The organism is Nocardia sp. NPDC059228 (assembly GCF_042754245.1).
In the GTDB taxonomy this organism is placed as follows: domain Bacteria; phylum Actinomycetota; class Actinomycetes; order Mycobacteriales; family Mycobacteriaceae; genus Nocardia.
In genome coordinates, this window is the sequence record NZ_JBHZAL010000004.1 from 296013 (window position 1) to 317205 (window position 21193).

A 21193-nucleotide genomic window follows, 5' to 3' on the forward strand; every position below is an offset into this window, starting at 1 on the left:
TCCCGAAAGGTGAGCGAGTGGGCCCCGGAGTCGCCGCGACAGGTGCGGTGAAGGGTGGGAGTTCGGCCTCTGCCGCAGGTCAGAGGTCCGTGTGGCGATCATGCGGGCGTGCCGGGAAAGAGAGTAGAAGGTGAGCACTTCGTCGCTCTAGAGTTCGATCACGCCGATGACGTGCGTGGATCGGAAGGAGTCGACGATGACTACTGCTGGAGCGCTACGGGGCGGCCTGATCGTCTCCGGCAGGCCGATGTCCACCCCGCTGCAGGACGTACAAGGCGTATCCCGGCGGCTGGTGGGACATTTCGTCGACAATGTGATTCCCTGCGGCACGCTGCCCGGGGACATTATTTCCGGTGACGTGACCGCCGTGACCCGGGTGTGCCTGGAACTGGCGGTCGCGATGCTCGACGGCGAGGACATTCCCGAGAAGGCGGGCAGGCTCGCGGAGGCCGCGGCCGGCTGGGCCCGGGAGGGCGTGCCCATCGACACCGTCCTCCACTCCATTCACGAGGGCTTCCAGATCGGCATGGACCTGGTGCTCTCGAAGGCGACCGAGCACGATTTCGGCAGCCTGCTCGAGGGCGCGAAACTGGTTGTGACCATGCTGGATACGATCAGTGCCACCGTCTCTCGCGCCTATGTGCGCGAGTTCAAGGCGGTGGTGAGCGAGCATCACACCGCGGTTCACACGCTCACCTCGGCGCTGATCGGGGGCCACCCGACCTCGACCATGGCCCGCGAGTGCGGTATCGAGATCGCCGCCGAGTATTCCGTACTGGCACTGGACATCCCGGAACATCCGGACGAGCGCCATCCGATGCTGGACGGGAAAGTCGTGGCGCGCCGGAAGCTGCGGCGGCTGCAGGCCGAACTCGCCATCCGCTGTGGCGAGCGCGCTCTCGCCCTGCTCAGCGTCGACGGCGGGACCGTTCTCATCCCGACCGGCGCCCTCACCGATGCGGCCCTCGACGAACTGGTGGCGCGACTCTCGGCCGCGGCGCACGTTCCCGTCACGGCGGCTCTGGTCGTCGCGGCCGTGGACGACGTGTCCTCCGCCGTGGATCGCGCCCACGAACTACTCGACATGGTGCAGCGCCTGGAATGCCTGCCCGGGCTGTACCGGTTCGCCGACATGGCCCTCGAGTACCAGCTGACCCGGCCAGGCCCGGGCCGGGAAACCCTGGGCGCGCTACTGAATCCGCTCGACGCGCACACCGAACTCCTGCAGACCCTGAGCTGTCACATCAGCAACAATCTCAGCCGCCGGCGCACCGCGCGGGTGATGCACATTCATACGAATACCGTCGACTATCGGCTCAAGCGTATCTACCAGCTCACCGGATTCGATCCGACGGTGAATTCGGGCCTGTGGCAACTGCGCTCGGCGCTCATAGCGCGGACATTCACCGACCAGAGCAAAGACCGCGGAGACAGGCGAATTGCCCACGCTGTCACAGGCGCGCCGGGACCAGTGGTGCGAAGGTGACTTCCGCGCTGGAATATCCGAACAGTCTGCGGCCCCGCGATTTCGCCTCGATCGCGACGGTGGCGGTACGGAGGTCTTGATCCAATGCGATGACACGGCCGCCGAATTCGATCTCGGCGGCGTCGGTCTCCGATACCGACAGATAGTGCACCTGAGTGGCGAACTCGGCCCGGTATTTCGTCACCGCGGCCGGGTCGCGGGTCCACGAGGTCAGATATCCGGAGGCCAGTCCGAGGATCAGCTGATGTTCGAGGAAGACGTCCGCAGGCGAATCACCCGCCAGGCGTGCGTAAGCCGCCAGATCGGCGGCGGTCACCGTGGCGCCCGCACGCGGGAGCTCGGTATCGATGGCTAGCCGGTCGAAGTCGATGCGGGTGCGTGCCGGACGGGTGCTGCCGCGAAGGCCGGTGGGAATCGGTGGCGCGGTATCCGACGGGCCGACGAGAGCCACGGAATCGTCGGCGCGGTGGCGTTCCGTGCCGTCGACACGGGCCAGTAGCGCGGTCGAACCCGTCTGTACCGGAGTTCCGTGCCGATCGATGAGCACGCCGGTGACGGTGATGACGTCGAAAGCCCCGAACTGACGGAATGTTTCGACATACACGTCGCAGGTGATCACGTCCCCCGCGAGCAATGGGCGGCCGATGTCGAGCGTCTGGTCGACGTGCACGATCCGGTCCCAGCGGTACCCGGTGATCAGCTGCTCCAGCGCCTCGCGGCGGGCATGCCGCCAGATCGACGCCGCGAAGGTCAGCGGCGCGAGGATCTGGTCGAATCCCAAGTGCGCGGCCGCCGATTCCTGCCAGTAGGCGGGGTGGAATGCCTGGACGGCACGGGCGAATTCCCGGATCCGCTGCCGCTCCACCACGAACGGTTGCGCACACCGATACCGGTACCCGACCATGGCCTGCGGGTGCTCGGTTCCCGTGCCGAAGGTCCTGCCACCCATGGCCTCTCCTCTGCGGATGCGTTCCTGACCGGCACGGCCCGAATGCCAGGTCCGCCGGAATCTCCGACGATCCATTTTCCGGAGGCGTTCCGGGCCATTCGGCTCCGATTCCTGGATATTTCACGGAATCGGAGCGCCCTGGTTTGTGAAAGGCACTGGGAGGGGCCGCATTTGTGACGGCGTCCCGAAACGCTCGCCGAATATTGGTGAGCGGCTCCAGATTTCCGAGAATTGCCTTCTGCGCAGATTGCGGAGCGGCCTACCGTGGGCGCGGTTTCGCCGTCGGCCATCGATTGCCGGCGCCCCGGAAACCGATCCATGCAGGGCTGTAGGAGGGCACGAAATGAGACGAACCACCCATCGAAGGGCAGTGCGGGCATCCATCATGATGGGCGTCTCGCTGCTGGCGGTCGGGTTCGCCGGGGCGGGCGCCGACGCCGCACCCGACCCGGCGCCCACCGATCGACAATTGGCCGATTACATCGCAGCGGGCCTGAAACAGGCCGGTCCGATCGCCGACTCCGGATCCGCGTGCACCTCCGGTAGTGGCGCCGGCTCGGGCAACGGATCCGGCAACTGCTACGGCGGGTCCGGTTCCAGCTCGGGCTCGTCGGGCGGATACTCCACCGACACACAGGGTTACGGACCGTCGATGACCTCGTGGCTGGCGGCGTTCGGCTACGGCCTCGCGCACCCGGACGCCACCCCGCCGGGCGCCAACGACTGGAACTGCACACCGACCGCGGAGCATCCGCGGCCGGTGATTCTGGTGCACGGCACCTGGATGAACGCGTTCAACGGCTTCGCCTTCATGGGGCAGCCCATCAAGGACGCCGGATTCTGCACCTTCACCCTCAACTACGGCCGGTCGAACCTGATCGAGGGCGGCGGTCTGGGGTCGGTGCTGCCCGGCACCATGGGCACCGGCTACATCCAGGATTCGGCGAAACAGCTGTCCGCCTTCGTGGATCGCGTGCTCGCCGCGACCGGCGCACCGCAGGTGGACATCGTCGCGCACTCCCAGGGCGGGGCAATGGCCGGCTGGTACACCAAGTTCGAGGGCGGTGCGGGGAAGGTCCACAAGCTGGTGACCTTCGGGGCCACCCACCACGGCACCTCGCTCGACGGCATCGGCGCGCTCGGCCGGGCGGTCAACAATTTCGGTATCGACATCCTCGGATTCGTCGAGATGTTCGTCGGTCACGCCGGAATCCAGCAGACCATCGGCTCGGATTTCGTCGACAAGCTGAACGCGAACGGGGACACCGTGCCCGGCATCGAGTACACGGTGGTCGGCACCCGCTACGACGAGGTCACCAATCCGTACGACCTGACGTTCCTGAAGGCCGGGCCCGGTGCCCAGGTCACCGACATCACGCTGCAGGACGGGTGTGAGCAGGACGTCTCCGACCACCTGACGATGATGTACTCGCCGCGGGCGCTGTCCATCGCGCTGCGTGCCCTGGACCCGGCGAAGTTTCCGGATCTGCAGTGCACGTTCAATCCGTGGCTGCTGGGTGGCGGCGGGTCACTGTAGGTCATCCGTTGTGCCGGTAGGTGTTCGGGCGGCACGGGCTTCGGCCTCGAGCCACGCGGTGATCATCTGCGCGGTCAGGGCGATCACCTCCTCGCGCTCGTGATCGCCGACCTCGAGAGCCGATGCCCGCAGGACGCTCGCGAAGCCGGTGTTGATCAGCACGAAGCTCATCGCGTCGTATCTGCGATCGTCGCCGGGGCCGAGGATCTGGATCAGCAGCACCTTGACCAGCAGGCGCAACCGCGGCTCGAACTCGGGCAGGCCACTGCTGTAGAACTGCACGCCCGCCACCAGCGCGCGCACCAGTTTGGCATTGGCGACGAGTTCCGCGGTGAACAGCTCCAGCATCTCGGTGATCAGCTGGAGGCTCGACCGCGGGGGGCTTCCGGCCGGCGGCCGCGACAGCTCCGAAACCCATTGGGTGAAAAGGCGTTCGATGCTCTCGATGAGGCGGCTGAGGAGCTCGTCGACGATCACGGCCCGATCCGAGAAGTACCGGTACAGGGTCCCGATGCTCACCCCGGCCGCGGCGGCGATCCGGTTGGTCGAGGTGTCCGGGATCCCGCGCTCACCGAACAATTTCGCGGCGGTGTCGAGAATGTGCTCCCGAGTCGCTTTCGAGCGCTCCTGGGTCGGGCGGCGTCGCTCACGCACAGCCTTCGGCGGCAACACTGCCTCCTCACGACAGAGATAAAATGAGCGATTCTCATCTTAGCGGTGGCCGATCGGCACGGTCCTGGATGTCGTTGCGCCACAGGGCATGGAGGTGCAGGTGGCCGATCGAGTGCCGCAGGGACGCCTGGCTCGCGGAGGACAACTGGGACGTCCGGCGGTCACGCAGGCCCGCGGGGGCGGGCACGCGACAGTCCGCGATCGGACGGCCGCAGGAAGCGCGGCGGGGACTGGTCTGTGCCGCCCCCAGTGGCGCGCATCCCTCGAATGAACAGTTACGCGGGCGCCCACCGATTCGCGGTCAGCGCGTACCCGAGCAGTCCTTCAGCGGACACGACGGATTCGTAGATCCGGGGAACAAGCTGGATGTGGTGGTCGTGTTCGACGTGCCGGCCACAGCGGTTCCTCAGTCGATCGAGTTCCACGATTCGGTGTTCTCGGGTGGCGCGAAGGCTTCACTCCACTAGCGGAAGAGCCCGCGCCGGGTGGGTTACCTGTATTTATAGTGCGTGTGGCGTAGTCGGGGGTGGGCCGATTGGCTTGGTCTATATTCGGTGGGTGACCCCGGAGTTGCGCCATCTGCGGTATCTGCTGGCCGTGGCCGAGCATGGGAGTTTCACGCGCGCCGCGGAGGATTTGCATGTTTCGCAACCCACGCTCTCGCAGCAGATTCGGCAGCTCGAGCGGCTGGTGGGTGCGCCGCTGCTGGATCGGACCGGGCGTGCTGTCCGGCTCACCGATGCGGGAGAGGTCTATGCCCGGCATGCGCGGCTCGCGCTGGCCGAACTCGATGCCGCCGATCGGGCGGTGCACGATGTCGAGGATCTGTCGCGCGGGCATCTGCGGCTGGCGTACACCCCGACTTTCGCGGCCTATCTGATCGGGCCGCTCATCGCCGAATTGCGCGCCCGGCATCCCGGGATCACTCTAGACATTCGCGAGACCAACCAGGACGTGATCGAATCCGGCCTGCTGGCCGACGATATCGACGTCGGGATCGGGTTCGCGGGCGGGCACCTGCCGGGCATCGAGGCCGCCACCCTGTTCACCGAGACGCTGAGCCTGGTCGGCGCCGATCGGCGGACCGCGCGCTCGCGCCTGCCGGCCGCGAAGCTCGCCGAATACGATCTCGCCCTGCTCAATCGGGAATTCGTCACCCGGCTGCACATCGACGCCTATTTTCGCGAGCAGGGCGTGAGCCCGCGAATCCTGGTGGAGGCCAACTCGATTCACGCGGTCATCGAGGCGGTTCAGCTCACCGCGCTCGTCACCATCCTGCCCGACGGCATCGCCCGCGACCATCCGCGCCTGACGGCCGTGGCGCTGGATCCGCCACTGCCGACCCGGATCGCGGTTCTGCTCTGCCGCGAGAACGCCTATCGCACCGCGGCCGCGCGCGCCTTCTTCGGGCTCGCCCGGGACTGGAGCGCCCGCCAGGCCGTGTGAATCCCGCCTGCCGGTCAGACGTTCTGCCGATGGCCGGCATCGGCGTGGTCTATACCTTCCGGTCACGGCAATGGTGAGGGTGAACGGGACGGGGCGGGCCGATTGACGATCGGTGTTGTGTCAACAGACACTCGGAGGCCAGCCCGCGCTGGAAAACTCCTTCCGCCATGCGAAATCGAGGATCTACCCATGCTGGTTCCCGACGACACCGCCGAGCTCGTATCGCCGGTGGGTGACAGTGCGATCGCGGCGAATCCCCGCCCGGCGGACGCGGCCGGCGTCGCCTTCGCGCCCGGCCTGAGCACCCGCCTTTACAACCGGGACCTCGCTCCCACCCGACGCGCCGGCCGGCGCTGGTCGGGCTACAGCATCTTCACCCTGTGGGCGAATGACGTGCACAGCCTGGGCAATTACGGCTTCGCGCTGGGGCTGTTCGCACTCGGCCTGGGCGGCTGGCAGATCCTGGTGGCGCTGGGCCTGGGCTCGGCACTGCTGTTCGTGCTGCTCAGCATCACCGGGTTCATGGGCTACCGGACCGGCGTCCCGTTCCCGGTGATGACCAGGATCGCCTTCGGCGTGCGGGGCGCGCAGATTCCGGCGCTGCTGCGCGGTGGTGTCGCCGTGGCGTGGTTCGGCATCCAGACCTACCTGGCCTCGCTGGTGCTGCGCGTGCTGATCATCGCGCTCGCGCCCGGCGCGGCGGACTGGGACCACAACGCGATTCTCGGCTTGTCGACGCTGGGCTGGATCGCCTTCGGATCCCTGTGGGCCGTACAGACTTTCCTCGCGCAGCGCGGACTGGAGATGATCCGCAGGTACGAGGCGTTCGCCGGTCCGGTCATCCTCGTCACCATGGCCGCGCTCGCGGTGTGGGTCTTCACCGAGGCGGGCGGCTCGATCGCCTGGTCGGTCGATCGCCCGCTGACCGGGTTCGCCATGTGGCACGAGATCTTCGCCGGGGCGGCGCTGTGGGTGGCGGTCTACGCCACGTTCGTGCTCAATTTCTGTGACTTCACCCGGGCATCGAAAAGCCCCGGTTCGATTGTGCGGGGCAACTTCTGGGGCATCCCGATCAACGTGCTGTTCTTCGGCGCCATCGTCGTCGTCATGGCCGGCGGCCAGTTCGAGATCGATGGCCGGGTGATCGCGAGTCCCGCCGACATCGTGCACGCCATCCCGAATACCGCCCTGCTGGTGCCGGCGTCGCTGGCGCTGCTGGTCCTGACCGTGGCGGTGAATCTGATGGCCAACTTCGTCGCCCCGATCTACGCGCTCACCAACCTGTTTCCCCGGACGCTGAACTTCGCCCGCGCCGGACTGGTCAGCGGCATCATCGGGCTGGTCATCCTGCCGTGGAATCTGTACAACAGCCCGGCGGTCATCGAGTACTTCCTCGGTGGGCTCGGCGCGCTGCTCGGCCCGCTGTACGGCATCATCATGGCCGACTACTGGCTACTGCGCCGCGGCCGCATCGACGTCCCCGCGCTCTACAGCGAGGATCCGGTGGGCGCGTATTTCTATCGGGGCGGCGTCAACCCGCGCGCCCTGGCCGCCTTCGTCCCGGCCGCGGCGGTGTCGCTGCTGGTCGCGTTCATTCCCGCGCTCGACGCGGTGTCACCGTTCGCGTGGTTCATCGGCGCCGGATCCGGCGCCCTGATCCATCTCCTGATCGCCGACCGCAAGGCCGCGTTCGAGGACGTCTCGGGCGAGCCGATCGCCGTCGAGTGCACCCACTGAACCCACTATCCGGGAGGTAATCCGAGATGCGGATTCTCGTCGTCAATGTCAACACGACCGCGTCGATGACCGACGCCATCGCCGCCCAGGCCCGCGCGGTCGCGGCTGAAGGCACCGAGATCGTCGGTCTCACACCGAGATTCGGCGCCGAGTCGGTCGAGGGCAACTTCGAGAGCTACCTCGCGGCGGTCGGCGTGATGGACGCCGTCGTCAACTACCCGGAGCTCGGGGGCCGCTGCCGGGCTGCTGTCCACCCTTCGCGCCTGACACTCGCGCGGTATCGTTTCCCGGCGATATCGCGGGAAATCCATGCGTCCGTGCGCTGCTCAAATGGGTCATTGGCATGAAAGCGGCTCCGCGCGCGAGGCATTCAGAGTGAAACGTGCGTAACTCAACGGTAGTGTGAATCCGCGTGACCCGATTGTTATCGGGTTCGATTCAGACTATTTGGAGATCGATGACTTCCATGAAGTACACAAAGTTCGTGGCCACCGCATTCATTGCCGCCGCCGCGACCGGTATTGCCGCGGGCACCGGCTACGCCGTCCCCGTCGACCCCGCTCCGGCGGTGGAGCAGTCCCCGTCGACGCTGCACGGCAGCCAGCAGGGCGTCGACTACAACGTGGCGCTCACCGACGCGAACGACATCGTCACCCAGGTGACCGGCGGCCGGTTCAGCCTGGATGCGGCCAGCCAGACCGTCTTCCTGAAGAACCAGGCCGGCGATGTGGTGACCCAGGTACCGCTGAACGGCACGCTGGCGGGCAAGCAGTACGGCCTCACAGCCGCCATCGACACCGCGGGCACCCAGCTGACCCTGACCCCCGTCTCGGCGCCGGTGTCGACCGCCAAGGACATCGACTCGCAGGCCGACTTCTTCGGTCAGCTGCAGCACGCCGCGCTGGGCGGCATCATCGGCGGCATCCTGGGCGCCTTCCTGTTCGGGATCGGCGCGATTCCCGGCGCGATCATCGGACTGCTGATCGCCGGCGGGCAGCCGCTGATCGACTCGGGCTCGGCCTATTTCAGCGGGCAGCCCTGAAAACGCTGATTCTCGGCGGCACCCGGGAAGCCCGGGAACTCGCCGATATCGCGTCGGGCGAGCGAGGATTCGACATCGTGTCCTCGCTCGCCGGGCGCGTGCGCGACCCCGTGCTACCGGTCGGCGAGGTGCGCGTGGGGGGCTTCGGGGGCGTCGCCGGGCTGCGGGACTGGTTGCGCGGCAATGGAATCGAGGTCGTGGTGGATGCCACGCACCCGTTCGCCGGGGGCATCACCGCCAATGCCGCGGCCGCGGCCGCGAGTCTCGGGATACCGGTGCTGCACGTGCGGCGGCCGGGATGGACCGAGCAGCCCGGGGATCGATGGATGCGCGTTCCGGATCTGGCGCTCGCGGCGGAAGCCGCGGCGGCCCTGGGGAAACGAGTCTTCCTCACCATCGGCCGCCAGGGCGTGGCCGCGTTCGCGCACTCGGACGCCTGGTTCCTGATCCGGGCCATCGACCCGCCCGACGGGGCGATGCCGGCCGATCACGAATTGCTGCTCGCCCGTGGGCCTTTCAGTGTCGCCGACGAGACCGCGCTGCTGACCGAACAGCGCATCGACGTCATGGTGACCAAGGACAGCGGGGGAGCGCTGACCGAGGCCAAACTCACCGCCGCGCGCGAGCTCGGCATACCGGTCGTGATGATCGACCGGCCGCCGCTGCCCGCGGGCGCGGAACAGGTGGAAACCGTTGCGGCGGCCTGGGATTGGCTGCGCGCCCGGCGCGGAACGGGAAGCTAGGCCGGCCGGGCTCAGGACAGGCGGCTGGTGCGGTCGAGCAGCTCCGGCAGCCGATCGAACCACTCCAGCACCGCGCGCTCGTACCGGATACCGAAATCCAGGGTGGCCCGCTCGTAGGGCGACATGCGCTGCTCGTCGTGGCCGGACAGGTAGCCGGACAAGCGCTGCTCGTGGACGGTGCGGCCGGCGGCGACGATGCGCTCGAGCCGCTGTGGGTCGACGAACTCGCCGAAGGAGAGGGTCAGCAGCAGCGGGACCCGGATGGTCTCCGCGCCGGGATCGCGGGCGATCCACTCGGCGAAGGCCTCCCGGCCGTCCTCGGTGATCCGGTAGGGGGTGCGGTCGCGGGCGCCGGCCGCACCCTTGTCCACCAGTCCGTTCTGGTGCATGGTGGCCAGTTCGCGGTAGACCTGGCTCTGGGTGATGGTCCAGAAGTCGCCGATACGATCCTGGGCCAGCGCCACCAGATCCCACCCGGACAGTTCGCCCTGGTGGAGGAATCCGAGTAGGGACGCGGCCGTCGAGTTGAGCGGGCGTCGAGCATTGTCTTCAGGCACCGGCACTCCTTCCAGCCTACGTTCTACAGTGGAATATTAGTCTCCGTAGCGGCGCGACGTGAACACCCGGGGTCCACCGGCCGCGTCGAATACCGTGGTGGTCGACGCGCCGATGATCAGCAGGGTCCGCATGTCCACCTCGGCCGGATCCAGCTCCGCCAGCGTCACTACCCGCACCGACTCGGCCGGGCCGCCCACATCGCGGCCGATCACCACCGGCGTCTGCGGCTTGCGGTGCTCGAGCACGAGATCGCGCATGGCCGCCACCTGCCAGGTGCGCTGCGACGACGCCGGGTTGTACACGGCGAACGCCATATCCGCCGACGCCACCGCCGAAATCCGTTGCGCCACCGTCTCCCACGGCTTGAGCCGATCCGACAGCGAGATCATGGCGAAATCGTGCCCCAGCGGCGCGCCCATCCGGCTGGCCACCGCACTGGCCGCGGTCACGCCGGGCAGGACCCGCACCGGCACCTCCCGCCACTGCGGATCCGCCGACTCCTCGATCACCGCCGCCGCCATGGCGAACACGCCGGGATCGCCGGAGGAGACGACCACGACCTTCGCGCCCTGCTTGGCCATGTCCAAAGCCATTCCGGCGCGCTCGGATTCGACCCGATTGTCACTGGCGTGCCGCCGCTGCCCCGGACGCACCGGCACCCGGTTCACATACGTGGTGTACCCGACGATGTCGGTCGCCTCGGCCAGCGCCTGCCGAACCTCCGGCGTGGTCCATGCCTCCGCGCCCGGACCGAGACCCACTACGACGACCTCGCCGACCTCTCCCGATTGCGCTGCGCGGGGTTGGCCATCGGCGAGGGCGGCTGCGGGGGAGTGAGCGGCCGCCGTTCCCGGCCGGCCGTTCGTCGCGGAGGTGATACCGGAAACCATAGTGGCACCGGTCGTTTCGGAGGACGTGGGCGCACTGTCGGCCGTCAGCGCGATCCGCGTCGCGGGTTCGGGGCCCGGCACTATCGTGATCGCGAAGTAGGGGACGCTCGCTTCGTCGACCTCCGCGGCGCGCAGCACCCGCTGGCGGGTCGAGCTGGCGCGTTCGACGTAGTAGGCGTCGTCGAGGCGACCCGAGTCGGAAAGGGCCTGGCGGACACCGGGGTAGGTGCGGCCGAGCTTCATGATGGCGGCCGCGTCGGTCTCGCGCAGGCGGCGGGTCAGCTCCTCGGTGGGCATGGTGCCGGGCAGCACGGTGAGGACCTGGTCGCCTTCCACAAGGGGGGTGCCCAGGGCCGCGGAGGCGGCGCTGACCGAGGTGACGCCCGGGATGATCTCGGTGTCGAAGCGGTCGGCCAGGCGGCGGTGCATGTGCATGAACGAGCTGTAGAACAGCGGGTCACCGGCCGCGAGCAGCGCGACGGTGCGGCCCGCGGCGAGATGGCCGGCCAGCACCCCGGCCGCGCGCTCGTAGAACTCGTCGATCGCGCCCTGATAGCCGCCCGGGTGGTCGGTGGTCTCGGTGGTCACCGGGTAGACCAGGTGCTCCTCGAGCTGGCCCGCACGCATGTAGGGGGCCGCGATGGCGCGGGAGATGCTGCGGCCGTGGCGGGCGCTGTGGAAGGCGATGACATCGGCCTCGCCGATGATCCGCGCGGCCTTGACCGTCACCAGTTCCGGATCGCCGGGTCCGAGCCCGACACCCCAGAGCTTGCTCATTCTTGTTCGCTCGCAATCGCATTGAGGGCGGCGGCGGTGATGGCGCTGCCGCCGCGCCGGCCCCGCACGGTCAGGAATTCGACACCGCCGTATGCGGCCAGGGCCTGCTTGGATTCCGCGGCCCCGATGAACCCGACCGGAATGCCGAGCACGGCGGCGGGCCGGGGCGCGCCCGCGTCCAGCATGTCCAGCAGGTGGAACAGTGCCGTCGGCGCATTGCCGACCGCCACCACCGCGCCGTCCAGCCGGTCGCTCCAGAGTTCCAGCGCCGCAGCCGATCTGGTGTTGTCCATGCGGGCCGCCAGCTCCGGCACCCGGGGATCGTCGAGCAGGCACAGCACGTCGTTGCCGGCGGGCAGCCGCTTGCGGGTCACGCCCGAGGCGACCATCTTGGCGTCGCACAGGATCGGCGCGCCGCCCTGCAGCGCGGCCCGCGCCTTGGCCACCACATCGGTGCTGAACTCGACGTCACCGGCCAGATCCACCTGCCCGCAGGCGTGGATCATGCGCACCACCACCTGTGACACGTCCGCCGGGAACCGGGCCAGATCGGCCTCGGCCCGGATGGTCGCGAACGAGCGCCGATAGATCTCGGCCCCGTCTTTGAGGTAGCTGGCGCGCACGTCGGACATGGAGTCCACCCTAGATTTCGCCGTCGGGGCCGCGCTGAGCGGGTCGTGCGCCGGCGCCTGGCGACCGGGTTCGGGCCGCCTCGCGACGGGGTTCAGCTGGCACAGTGGACCGTTCGCGACCGGGCCGGATCACGTGCGGGGCCGTTCGAGCAGCCGGGACATGACGATATTGCTGCGGGTGCGCCCGACCCGCGCGTTCTCGCGAATACGCTCGACGGTCGCCTCGATCTCGGCCATATCGGTGGCCATCACGTGCACCAGGGCATCGGCCTCACCGGCGATCGTCCACACCCCGACCACCTGCGGAATGGGTTCGAGGCTGCGGCGCAGTTCGGCGGGGGAGATGTTGTCGCGGTAGAAGACTTCGACATACGCCTCGGTGCGCCACCCCAGCGCGGCCGGGTTCACCACCGCGGTGAAACCGGTGATCTGCCCGCCCGCCACCATCTTGTCGACCCGCCGCTTGACCGCGGGCGCGGACAGGCCGATCTCGGAGCCGATGTCCTGGAACGAGGCGCGCGCGTGCCTGAGCAGATGTGCCAGGATCTGCCGGTCCAGCTCGTCCATGCTCCCCCTTCGCAATCATGCGCACGCATGGGTGGCACGCAATGAATCGCCGCCAATCCAGAGATTCGCGCAACGATTCGCTATTTCGAGCACAACGGTACGCCACCTACCTTCAGATCAGCCCCGTCCGCGCCGCTTCCGAGGGAGTCTCGTTGACGTCCGTAGCCACGCTGCCCGCCCGTGATCCCGCCGCCCGCCGACCCGTTCCCCGCCGTTATCTCATGTGCCGCCCGGAACACTTCGACGTCACCTACGCCATCAATCCGTGGATGGACACCTCCGACCCGGTGAACCGCACCCTGGCCCTGGCCCAGTGGGACGGGCTGCGCGCCGCCTACGAGGCGCACGGGCATCGGGTCGAGGTCATCGAACCGATTGCCGGACTGCCCGATATGGTGTTCGCCGCCAATGGCGGACTCGTCATCGGGGACCGGGCGCTCTCGGCCCGTTTCGCCAATCCCGAACGCGCACAGGAAGGTCCGGCCTTCCACGCGTGGATGGCGGCCCGCGGATTCGCCACGGTGGCCGCCGCCCGTGAAACCAATGAGGGCGAAGGCGATTTCGCCATCGCCGCCGACCGGATCCTCGCCGGGACCGGATTCCGCAGCGCCCCCGGCGCGCACGAGGAGGTGGCGGAGTTCTTCGGACTACCGGTCGTCTCGCTGGATCTGGTGGATCCGCGGTTCTATCACCTCGACACCGCGCTCATGGTGCTCGGCGACACCATCGCCTACTACCCGGGCGCCTTCAGCGGGCCCAGCGCCCGGCTGCTGGCCGGCCTGTACCCGGACGCCCTCATCGCCGACGAGGAGGACGCGAATGTGCTGGGCCTCAACGGCGTCTGCGACGGCTACCACGTCTTCCTCAGCGAGAAGGCCGTCGGCCTGGCCGAGCAGCTGCGGGCCCGCGGCTACCAGCCGATCGGGATCGACCTGTCGGAGTTGCTCAAGTCCGGCGGCAGCGTGAAGTGCTGCACGCTCGAATTGCACCGGGTCAGAACGGCAGCCGGGTCCGGAACGGACTGACCGCCGGATCGTGCAGCGGGTGCGCCAGGATCAGGAAGCGCAGCAGCAGGATCGCACCGGTGATCTGCAACAGCGCCAGCGGGATCTCACCGAGGATCGCCGTGCCCGCCGACACCCACACGTCCCGGGCATCGGCGGTCACGATGTCGAACCAGGCGTCCACCAGCAGCAGCAATCCGGTGCCGAAGGCGGGGAGCAGCAGCACCACGCGCCGCTTCCAGCCCAGGTAGGCGGTGGTCGCCATCATCAGCACCAACGCGATGTCGAACCCGATCCAGGCCAGTGACCAGTTCTGCGCGTGATACTCCGCCGGCAGTGAGAACCCCAGGTAGACGATCCACGGGATCAGCGCGAGACAGCCGCCGACCATGAGCGCCAACCGAACCCGCCGATGCACCCGCACCACCTCGGGCCGCGGCAGCAACCGCTCGGGCGGCAGCCGCAAACGCCCGATCAGCTCCCGCCGCTCATCGTCCGACATCGCCGCGATCTCTTCATCGCTGAGCTCCGGCACAGCCATGACCGCCTCCCGTCTCCGATGCTCGCCGCTGTTCTAGGACCCACTGTGCACCAGCAGGCGCGATAACCTGCGGCGGCATGCCCAGCGGGGACTTCGTGGTAGTGCGGCCTGGGCGGCTGCCCGCCGGGGCAGTGCGAATGGCCTGGCACGGCAGGTGCGTTGCCAGGGCGGCCGACGGGGTTGACCGGTGTCGCGGGCGGGCCTGGCGGGGGACAGACGCGGGTTCGTACTCGGTGACGACGCCCTCGGCCTATGGGGACGGGAGGATGCGGTAGCCGTCGGTCGTGGCGATGATGTCGGTGACGGCGCCCTTGGGGCGGCCGCAACGGCGGTCGCAGCCGGACCAGTGCTGGCGGCCCGCGGTGACGATGTCATCGGCGTCGAGGCCTTCGCGCGCGAATTGTGGTGCGCCGGTGAGGACTACACGGCCGGTGTCCACGGCGTCGGTGGCGTCGGCGCGGACGTCGGTGAGCGACTTGGCGCAGCCGGGGCGGCCGGCACAGGCGCTGACCAGCAGCCAGGGGGAGTTGGCGTCGAAGATCAGGCCCATGGGGGCGAGGACGCGGACCACCTGCTCGGCCGTCCATTCGTCGAGATCGGTGAGGACCAGGCTGCGCCACGGGGTCAGGAACACGGGACGCTCGACGGCGGCGATGAATTCGGCGGTGCGGGCGGGCAGCGAGCCGAGGCGCACGCCGGCGCCGAGCGCGACCCGGTCGTCGTCCTGATTCAGCCAGCCGATCGGAATGTCCTGGCGCACCGGCAGTTCGAGGAGGTCGCCGGACGCGTCGAGGCCGGGCCGGGCGGTCAGCAGGTGATCGGTCAGTCGGGCGCTGCCGTCCGGGATCTCGTGCAACCGCCACTGGCCGTCGCGCAGCTCCAGGAAACCGTGCGCTGCGGCGAGCATGAGATCCACCGCGTCGGCAGGGGATACGCGGATACCGGAGTCCTTGCCTGCCAACAGGAGTGCGTAGGTGTTCTCGTCGAGCGCGTGCACACCGATATCCCCACCCAGTTCGCTGACATCGCCGCGACCGTCGTCGAGGGTGAACAGCACCCGGCCGGGCAGGTCGGCCAGTCGCGGATGCGCCTGCAAACCATCGTCGAGCGCCGGCACCAGGGGATGCACATCGGTCCACCCGCCGACGCGCCCGGACAGCGGCGAGGCGACGATGTTCCGCACCCGCTCATGCGTCGAGCTGGGTAGCAGGCCCGCGTCGGTCAGCCGCTCGGTGAGCGCGGCCGCATCCCGCACCTGCCGGAACTGCACATTGCCGCGGGAGGTGAGCTCGATATTGCCGTCGCTGAGATCGACGGCCGCGGCGGCCAGGGCCTGCACCTGGCCGGGGGAGAGGTGCCCGCCCGGCACCCGGATGCGAGCGAGGGGACCATCGGCCGCTTGGTGCAGGCGCAGCACACCCGGGCAGGAATCGGGATCGGTTCGCGTCATGACGCCCCCAGCCTACGGAGGATGCCGAGGTCGGGCACCTACGGGCCGGGAACGGGACGGATCAGCCCCGTAAGTATCCACATCTAGAGATATTGCGATCTGAGCATGTGTCACGCGCGCGTCGGTCCGTAACGAACCGAGAGCATGGATCATGGAGCCGCAGTTGGTCTTTCAAGGAGGGGATGATCGCGGCGCGGAGCGCTGGCCCCGGACAGAAAGATTCCGGGGCGTGGGCCCCGGAATCGTGGTGGAAGGTCCGGTGGGTCAGCGCATGCGGTGGGGTTCGATGGCCCTGGGGGCGCCACGGCGACGGGCGAAGGCGGGAGTGGATTCCCAGGTGTCGTTCAGGAGGCTCGGGACGTTGTGGTGGTCGACGTGGTCGCGGTGGACGGTGGTGGTCATGACCGTGATGCCGAACAGGGCGGTCGCGGCGCAGACGATGCCGGCGAGCATGGCCCACTCGGTGTGACCGGTGCCGGCGGCCGTGAGGGCCATGGCCAGCGTTGCGAAGGCAACCAATACGCAAAAGTATCCCGACCAGGCAGCAAAGCGGTTCCGCCTGACCCATCCTGGAGTGGTTGGCATACGCGCAGCGTACGCGCCGCCCAGTTGGTCTCGAAGGAGCTCGGAGGAGCCTTTGCCGCACTGTGATCCGGGCGCGATACCGACCCTCCGCAGTCGGCGCGATAGCATCGGCGAGCTCGTCGAACGGAAGAATCCGGTGCAATTCCGGTGCGGTCGCGCCACTGTGACAGTCAGACCTTCCCGGCGGGCGCCGAACCGTGCTGGGCGCGTCACCCTAGGAAGGCCTGAAACCTGTGATCCTGCTGCTGTCCACCTCCGATACCGACCTGCTGAGCGCGCGTGCGAGCGGCGCCGAGTATCGGCTCGCCAATCCCGCGCGCCTGCTGCCGGCGGACCTGCCCGCCCTGCTCGACGGCGCCGAGCTGGTGATCGTGCGCATCCTCGGCGGCAAACGCGCCTGGGAGCCGGGGCTGGAGGCGGTGCGCGCCAGCGGGATTCCGCTGGTCGCCCTCGGCGGTGAGATCGCGCCGGATGCCGAGCTCATGGAGTGCTCCACGGTGCCGGGCGGCGTGGCCGCCGACGCCCACAACTACCTGGCGGCGGGCGGCCCGCGAAACCTGCTGCAACTGCACAACTTCCTGTCCGACACGGTGCTGCTCACCGGGCACGGCTTCGAGCCGCCGGTGGAGATGCCGAGCTGGGGTGCGCTGGAACGGGATTCGCGCCCGGTCGCGGCGGACGCCCCGACGGTGGCGGTGGTCTACTACCGTGCCCAGCATCTGGCCGGGAACACCGGCTACATCGACGCGCTGTGCTCGGCCATCGAGGACAAGGGCGCGCGGGCGCTGCCGGTGTACTGCGCCTCGCTGCGCACCGCGGAACCGGAACTGCTGGCCGAACTGCGCACGGCCGACGCGCTCGTGGTGACGGTGCTCGCGGCCGGCGGCACCAAGCCCGCGACCGCGTCGGCGGGCGGCGACGACGAGGCGTGGGATGTGGGCGCGCTCGCGGATCTGGATGTGCCGATCCTGCAGGGCCTGTGCCTGACCAGCGGCCGCGAGCAGTGGGAGGCCAATGACGACGGCCTGTCCCCGCTGGATGTGGCCACGCAGGTGGCGGTGCCGGAGTTCGACGGGCGGATCATCACGGTGCCGTTCTCGTTCAAGGAATTCGACGCCGACGGGCTGTCGACGTATGTGCCCGATCCCGAGCGTGCGGCGCGGGTGGCGGGCATCGCGGTGCGATATGCGCGGCTGCGGCACATTCCGGCGGACCGGAAGAAGGTCGCCCTGGTGCTCTCGGCGTATCCGACCAAGCATGCCCGGATCGGCAATGCGGTCGGCCTGGACACGCCTGCCAGCGCCATCCGGCTGCTCACCGAAATGCGGCTCGCCGGTTACGACCTCGGCGCGACGGGGGAGATCCCGGGTCTGGAAGAGGCCGATGGTGACGCGCTGATCCACGCGCTCATCGCCGCGGGCGGCCAGGATCCGGACTGGCTGAGCGCCGAACAGCTGGAGGGCAACCCGATTCGCATCGGCGCCGACCTGTACACGCGGTGGTTCGAGACGCTGCCGGAGGATCTGCGCGCGGCCGTGATCGAGGCGTGGGGACCGCCGCCGGGCGAGCTCTATGTCGACCGGTCCGCGGACCCGGAGGGCGAGATCGTCATCGCCGCACTGCGTTTCGGCAATGTGGTGCTGATCGTGCAGCCGCCGCGCGGGTTCGGGGAGAACCCGGTGGCCATCTATCACGACCCGGATCTGCCGCCGAGCCACCACTACCTGGCCGCCTATCGCTGGCTGGCCGCGCCGGAGGGCTTCGCCGCCGACGCCGTGGTGCACCTGGGCAAGCACGGCAATCTGGAGTGGCTGCCGGGCAAGACCCTCGGCATGTCGGCCTCGTGCGGCACCGATGCCGCCCTCGGCGACCTGCCGCTGATCTACCCGTTCCTGGTGAACGACCCGGGCGAGGGCACCCAGGCCAAGCGCCGCGCCCACGCCACCCTGGTCGACCACCTGATCCCGCCCATGGCGCGCGCCGAAACCTACGGCGACATCTCGCGTCTGGAGCAGCTGCTCGACGAACACGCCAATATCTCCGCGCTCGACCCGGCCAAGCTGCCGGCCATCCGCCAGCAGATCTGGACGCTCATGCGCGCGGCCAAGATGGATCACGATCTGGGGCTGACCGAGCGGCCGGACGAGGAATCCTTCGACGACATGCTGCTGCACGTCGACGGCTGGCTGTGCGAGATCAAGGACGTGCAGATCCGCGACGGCCTGCACATTCTCGGCCAGGCCCCGGCGGGGGAGGCCGAGGTCGACCTGGTGCTGGCCATGCTGCGCGCCCGCCAGCTGTGGGGCGGCGAGGTCAATGTCCCGGGGCTGCGAGAAGCGCTGGGGCTCAGCGAATCCGGGGACGAAGCCCGCGAACGGGTGGACGCGTTCGAGAAGCTGGCGCGCGAACTGGTGCTGACCATGCAGGAGGTCGACTGGGATGTCGACTCCATCGACGCGGTGAGCGAGACCCTGCTGGGCAGCGAGCTCGCCGACGCGGCCGGGATCACCGAGGTCCCGGCCCGCCTGACCGAGGTGCGCAAGGTGCTGGGGTTCGCGGCGACCGAGGTGGTGCCGCGACTGCGGCAGACCGGCGTCGAGATCTCGCGAATCCTGCACGCGCTCAATGGCGGCTTCATTCCGGCCGGGCCGAGCGGATCGCCGCTGCGCGGCCTGATCAATGTGCTGCCGACCGGTCGCAACTTCTACTCGGTCGACCCCAAAGCGGTGCCGTCGCGGCTGGCCTGGGAAACCGGTCAGGCCATGGCGGATTCGCTGCTCGCACGGTACCTGGCCGACCACGGCGAGTACCCGCGCTCGGTGGGCCTGTCGGTGTGGGGCACCTCGGCCATGCGCACCTCCGGCGACGATATCGCCGAGGTGTTCGCGCTGCTGGGCGTGCGGCCGGTGTGGGACGAGGCCAGCCGCCGCGTCACCCGGCTCGAGGCCGTCTCGCTCGCGGAGCTGGGCCGGCCGCGCATCGACGTGACCGTGCGCATCAGCGGCTTCTTCCGTGACGCCTTCCCGCACGTGCTCGCGCTGCTGGACGACGCGGTGCGATTGGTGGCCGAGCTCGACGAGCCCGCCGAATCCAACTATGTCCGTGCCCACGCCCGGGCCGACCTGGCCGAGCACGGAGACGAACGCCGGGCCACCACACGGATTTTCGGCTCCAAGCCGGGCACCTACGGTGCGGGCCTGCTGCAGCTCATCGACTCCAAGAGCTGGCGCACCGATGATGATCTGGCGCAGGTGTACACGGCCTGGGGCGGTTTCGCCTACGGCCGCGACCTGGACGGCGCGCCCGCCGCGGACGACATGCGGACGGCGTATCGGCGAATCGCGGTGGCGGCCAAGAACACCGACACCCGCGAGCACGACATCGCCGACTCCGACGACTATTTCCAGTACCACGGCGGCATGGTCGCGGCGGTGCGTGCGCTGACCGGCAAGAATCCCGAGGCCTACATCGGCGACAGCACCCGCCCGGACGCGGTGCGCACCCGCACCCTGTCCGAGGAGACCACCCGGGTGTTCCGGGCGCGCGTGGTGAATCCGCGCTGGCTCGAGGCCATGCGGCGGCATGGTTACAAGGGCGCGTTCGAAATGGCCGCCACCGTCGACTATCTGTTCGGCTACGATGCCACCACGAATGTGGTCGCCGACTGGATGTACGAAAAGCTCGCGGAATCCTATGTTTTCGACGAGACCAATCGGAAGTTCATGGAGCAGTCGAATCCCTGGGCGCTGCACGGTATTGCGGAGCGCTTGCTGGAGGCGGCGGAGCGGAAACTCTGGGAACAGCCCGAGACCGACACCCTGGATCGGCTGCGGCAGATCTATCTGGAGACCGAAGGCGAACTGGAGTAATCGAATTCGACCGGTCTGTTCGATCGGTCGCGGCAGGCCGGGGTGACGCGCAGGACAAGGGCGGACAACCCCGGCACCTCGGTCTTCCCTGCCCTTCAGCCTGACCATTGTCGGCTGCGGTATCGGCGGACTCCTCGGCGCGATCATCGCCGGGGACCACCCCGTGCCCGCCCGGGGGTGTAAACCCCCCCGGCGCCGGGCCCGGGCCCGCCGGTCCGGCGGCCGCGCCGTGCGCGAATACCGTTACGCCGGAACGATTTCGATGCCGATGGTGCCCGCGCTGCCGCGACGCACCTTGCTCAGGGTGATGCCCAGCCAGCCCTGAATGCCGTAGCGGCGCTTGATGAGATCGCGCACCCGCTCGGTGCCGGCCGCGTCGAGCACGGTCGCGCTGCCCTTCACGATCTCGCCGCGGGTCTTGCCGCGCAGATCGCACGCCTGCACCGTGACCTCGGGATTGCGGCGGACACGCTTGACCTTCCAGCTGTCGGTGACGGTCCAGACGTAGAGGCGGCCATTGTCGAGCGCAGCCCACACGGGCGTGCCGACCGGCGTGCCGTCCTTCTTATAGGTGACGAGATTGACGTAGTTCGCGGTGCCCACGGGCCCGAACGGGTTGTCCACCTCCGCAGCCTATCCGGAACCGGCGGGCGACGCGGACCACGCGCCGTGTCGGGGGCGGGATCCCGGCCGGGTCCGTTCCGTGGG

At 68.8% G+C, this 21193-nt stretch carries 18 protein-coding genes and 1 pseudogene; 9 read left to right on the plus strand and 10 right to left on the minus strand.

Translation table 11 applies throughout. From position 1 onward, the window contains the following. Positions 1-196 precede the first annotated feature (196 nt). Positions 197-1486, plus strand: a complete 1290-nt coding sequence (locus tag ACFXKA_RS09625; RefSeq protein ID WP_379426820.1) for a PucR family transcriptional regulator — start codon at positions 197-199, stop codon at positions 1484-1486. On the opposite strand, the gene ACFXKA_RS09630 is transcribed toward ACFXKA_RS09625, so the two are convergent. After that, positions 1452-2435 carry a MaoC family dehydratase N-terminal domain-containing protein gene (locus ACFXKA_RS09630; protein WP_379426821.1) on the minus strand — a complete coding sequence of 328 codons (984 nt, stop codon included), beginning with the start codon at positions 2433-2435 and terminating at the stop codon, positions 1452-1454. The genes ACFXKA_RS09625 and ACFXKA_RS09630 overlap by 35 nt on opposite strands. 343 nt (positions 2436-2778) lie before the next feature. On the opposite strand from ACFXKA_RS09630, the gene ACFXKA_RS09635 reads away from it, so the two are divergent. After that, positions 2779-3972: an esterase/lipase family protein gene (locus tag ACFXKA_RS09635; protein WP_379426822.1), complete on the plus strand. Its 1194-nt coding sequence runs from the start codon at positions 2779-2781 to the stop codon at positions 3970-3972. Here ACFXKA_RS09635 and ACFXKA_RS09640 read toward each other — a convergent pair. Beyond that, positions 3964-4641, minus strand: a complete 678-nt coding sequence (locus ACFXKA_RS09640; RefSeq protein ID WP_379426823.1) for a TetR/AcrR family transcriptional regulator — start codon at positions 4639-4641, stop codon at positions 3964-3966. The two genes, ACFXKA_RS09635 and ACFXKA_RS09640, sit on opposite strands and share 9 nt — an antisense overlap. Before the next feature lie 561 nt (positions 4642-5202). On the opposite strand from ACFXKA_RS09640, the gene cynR reads away from it, so the two are divergent. The 5 genes and pseudogenes from cynR to ACFXKA_RS09665 all read left to right on the plus strand — a co-directional run bounded on the left by cynR (position 5203) and on the right by ACFXKA_RS09665 (position 9612). Further along, a complete protein-coding gene (cynR, locus tag ACFXKA_RS09645) occupies positions 5203-6090 on the plus strand; it encodes a transcriptional regulator CynR (RefSeq protein WP_379426824.1) in 888 nt (295 codons plus the stop codon). Between the two features lie 189 nt (positions 6091-6279). Next, positions 6280-7827, plus strand: coding sequence for an NCS1 family nucleobase:cation symporter-1 (locus ACFXKA_RS09650; protein ID WP_379426825.1), 1548 nt, complete (start codon positions 6280-6282; stop codon positions 7825-7827). Between the two features lie 26 nt (positions 7828-7853). Beyond that, positions 7854-8051 (plus strand): annotated as a pseudogene (locus ACFXKA_RS09655) (aspartate/glutamate racemase family protein); the annotation flags it as partial. A gap of 242 nt (positions 8052-8293) precedes the next feature. Further along, complete coding sequence (locus ACFXKA_RS09660) at positions 8294-8869, plus strand: hypothetical protein (protein WP_379426826.1); 576 nt, start codon at positions 8294-8296, stop codon at positions 8867-8869. Continuing rightward, positions 8866-9612 carry a cobalt-precorrin-6A reductase gene (locus ACFXKA_RS09665; RefSeq protein WP_379426922.1) on the plus strand — a complete coding sequence of 249 codons (747 nt, stop codon included), beginning with the start codon at positions 8866-8868 and terminating at the stop codon, positions 9610-9612. Before ACFXKA_RS09660 ends, ACFXKA_RS09665 begins: the two co-directional genes overlap by 4 nt. 11 nt (positions 9613-9623) lie before the next feature. Here ACFXKA_RS09665 and ACFXKA_RS09670 read toward each other — a convergent pair whose 3' ends face one another. The 4 genes from ACFXKA_RS09670 to ACFXKA_RS09685 form a co-directional block, all read right to left on the minus strand. Then, positions 9624-10169, minus strand: a complete 546-nt coding sequence (locus tag ACFXKA_RS09670) for a PadR family transcriptional regulator (RefSeq protein ID WP_354832248.1) — start codon at positions 10167-10169, stop codon at positions 9624-9626. Positions 10170-10205: 36 nt separating this feature from the next. After that, positions 10206-11837 (minus strand): precorrin-3B C(17)-methyltransferase, encoded by a 1632-nt coding sequence (gene cobJ / locus ACFXKA_RS09675; protein WP_379426827.1) that lies wholly within the window; start codon positions 11835-11837, stop codon positions 10206-10208. Next, the gene (locus ACFXKA_RS09680) at positions 11834-12469 is read right to left on the minus strand and encodes a precorrin-8X methylmutase (RefSeq protein WP_354832252.1); all 636 of its coding nucleotides are present in this window, start codon (positions 12467-12469) and stop codon (positions 11834-11836) included. The genes cobJ and ACFXKA_RS09680 overlap by 4 nt, the downstream gene beginning before the upstream one ends. A 129-nt stretch (positions 12470-12598) precedes the next feature. Further along, entirely contained in the window at positions 12599-13036 is a 438-nt protein-coding gene (locus ACFXKA_RS09685) for an Lrp/AsnC family transcriptional regulator (protein ID WP_354832254.1), read from the minus strand. A 152-nt stretch (positions 13037-13188) separates the two neighbouring features. On the opposite strand from ACFXKA_RS09685, the gene ddaH reads away from it, so the two are divergent. Further along, entirely contained in the window at positions 13189-14061 is an 873-nt protein-coding gene (ddaH, locus tag ACFXKA_RS09690; RefSeq protein WP_379426828.1) for a dimethylargininase, read from the plus strand. On the opposite strand, the gene ACFXKA_RS09695 is transcribed toward ddaH, so the two are convergent. From ACFXKA_RS09695 to ACFXKA_RS09705, 3 genes are all read right to left on the minus strand, one after another. Further along, positions 14030-14581 (minus strand): hypothetical protein, encoded by a 552-nt coding sequence (locus tag ACFXKA_RS09695; protein WP_354832258.1) that lies wholly within the window; start codon positions 14579-14581, stop codon positions 14030-14032. The two genes, ddaH and ACFXKA_RS09695, sit on opposite strands and share 32 nt — an antisense overlap. A 250-nt stretch (positions 14582-14831) precedes the next feature. After that, positions 14832-16031, minus strand: coding sequence for a precorrin-3B synthase (cobG, locus tag ACFXKA_RS09700; protein WP_379426829.1), 1200 nt, complete (start codon positions 16029-16031; stop codon positions 14832-14834). Positions 16032-16295: 264 nt separating this feature from the next. Next, positions 16296-16550 (minus strand): hypothetical protein, encoded by a 255-nt coding sequence (locus tag ACFXKA_RS09705; protein WP_379426830.1) that lies wholly within the window; start codon positions 16548-16550, stop codon positions 16296-16298. A gap of 299 nt (positions 16551-16849) precedes the next feature. Here ACFXKA_RS09705 and cobN point away from each other — a divergent pair, with 299 nt between their 5' ends. After that, positions 16850-20485, plus strand: coding sequence for a cobaltochelatase subunit CobN (gene cobN, locus ACFXKA_RS09710; protein ID WP_379426831.1), 3636 nt, complete (start codon positions 16850-16852; stop codon positions 20483-20485). Positions 20486-20728: 243 nt separating this feature from the next. On the opposite strand, the gene ACFXKA_RS09715 is transcribed toward cobN, so the two are convergent. Further along, a complete protein-coding gene (locus tag ACFXKA_RS09715) occupies positions 20729-21109 on the minus strand; it encodes a PPOX class F420-dependent oxidoreductase (RefSeq protein ID WP_354832266.1) in 381 nt (126 codons plus the stop codon). Between the last annotated feature and the right edge of the window lie 84 nt (positions 21110-21193).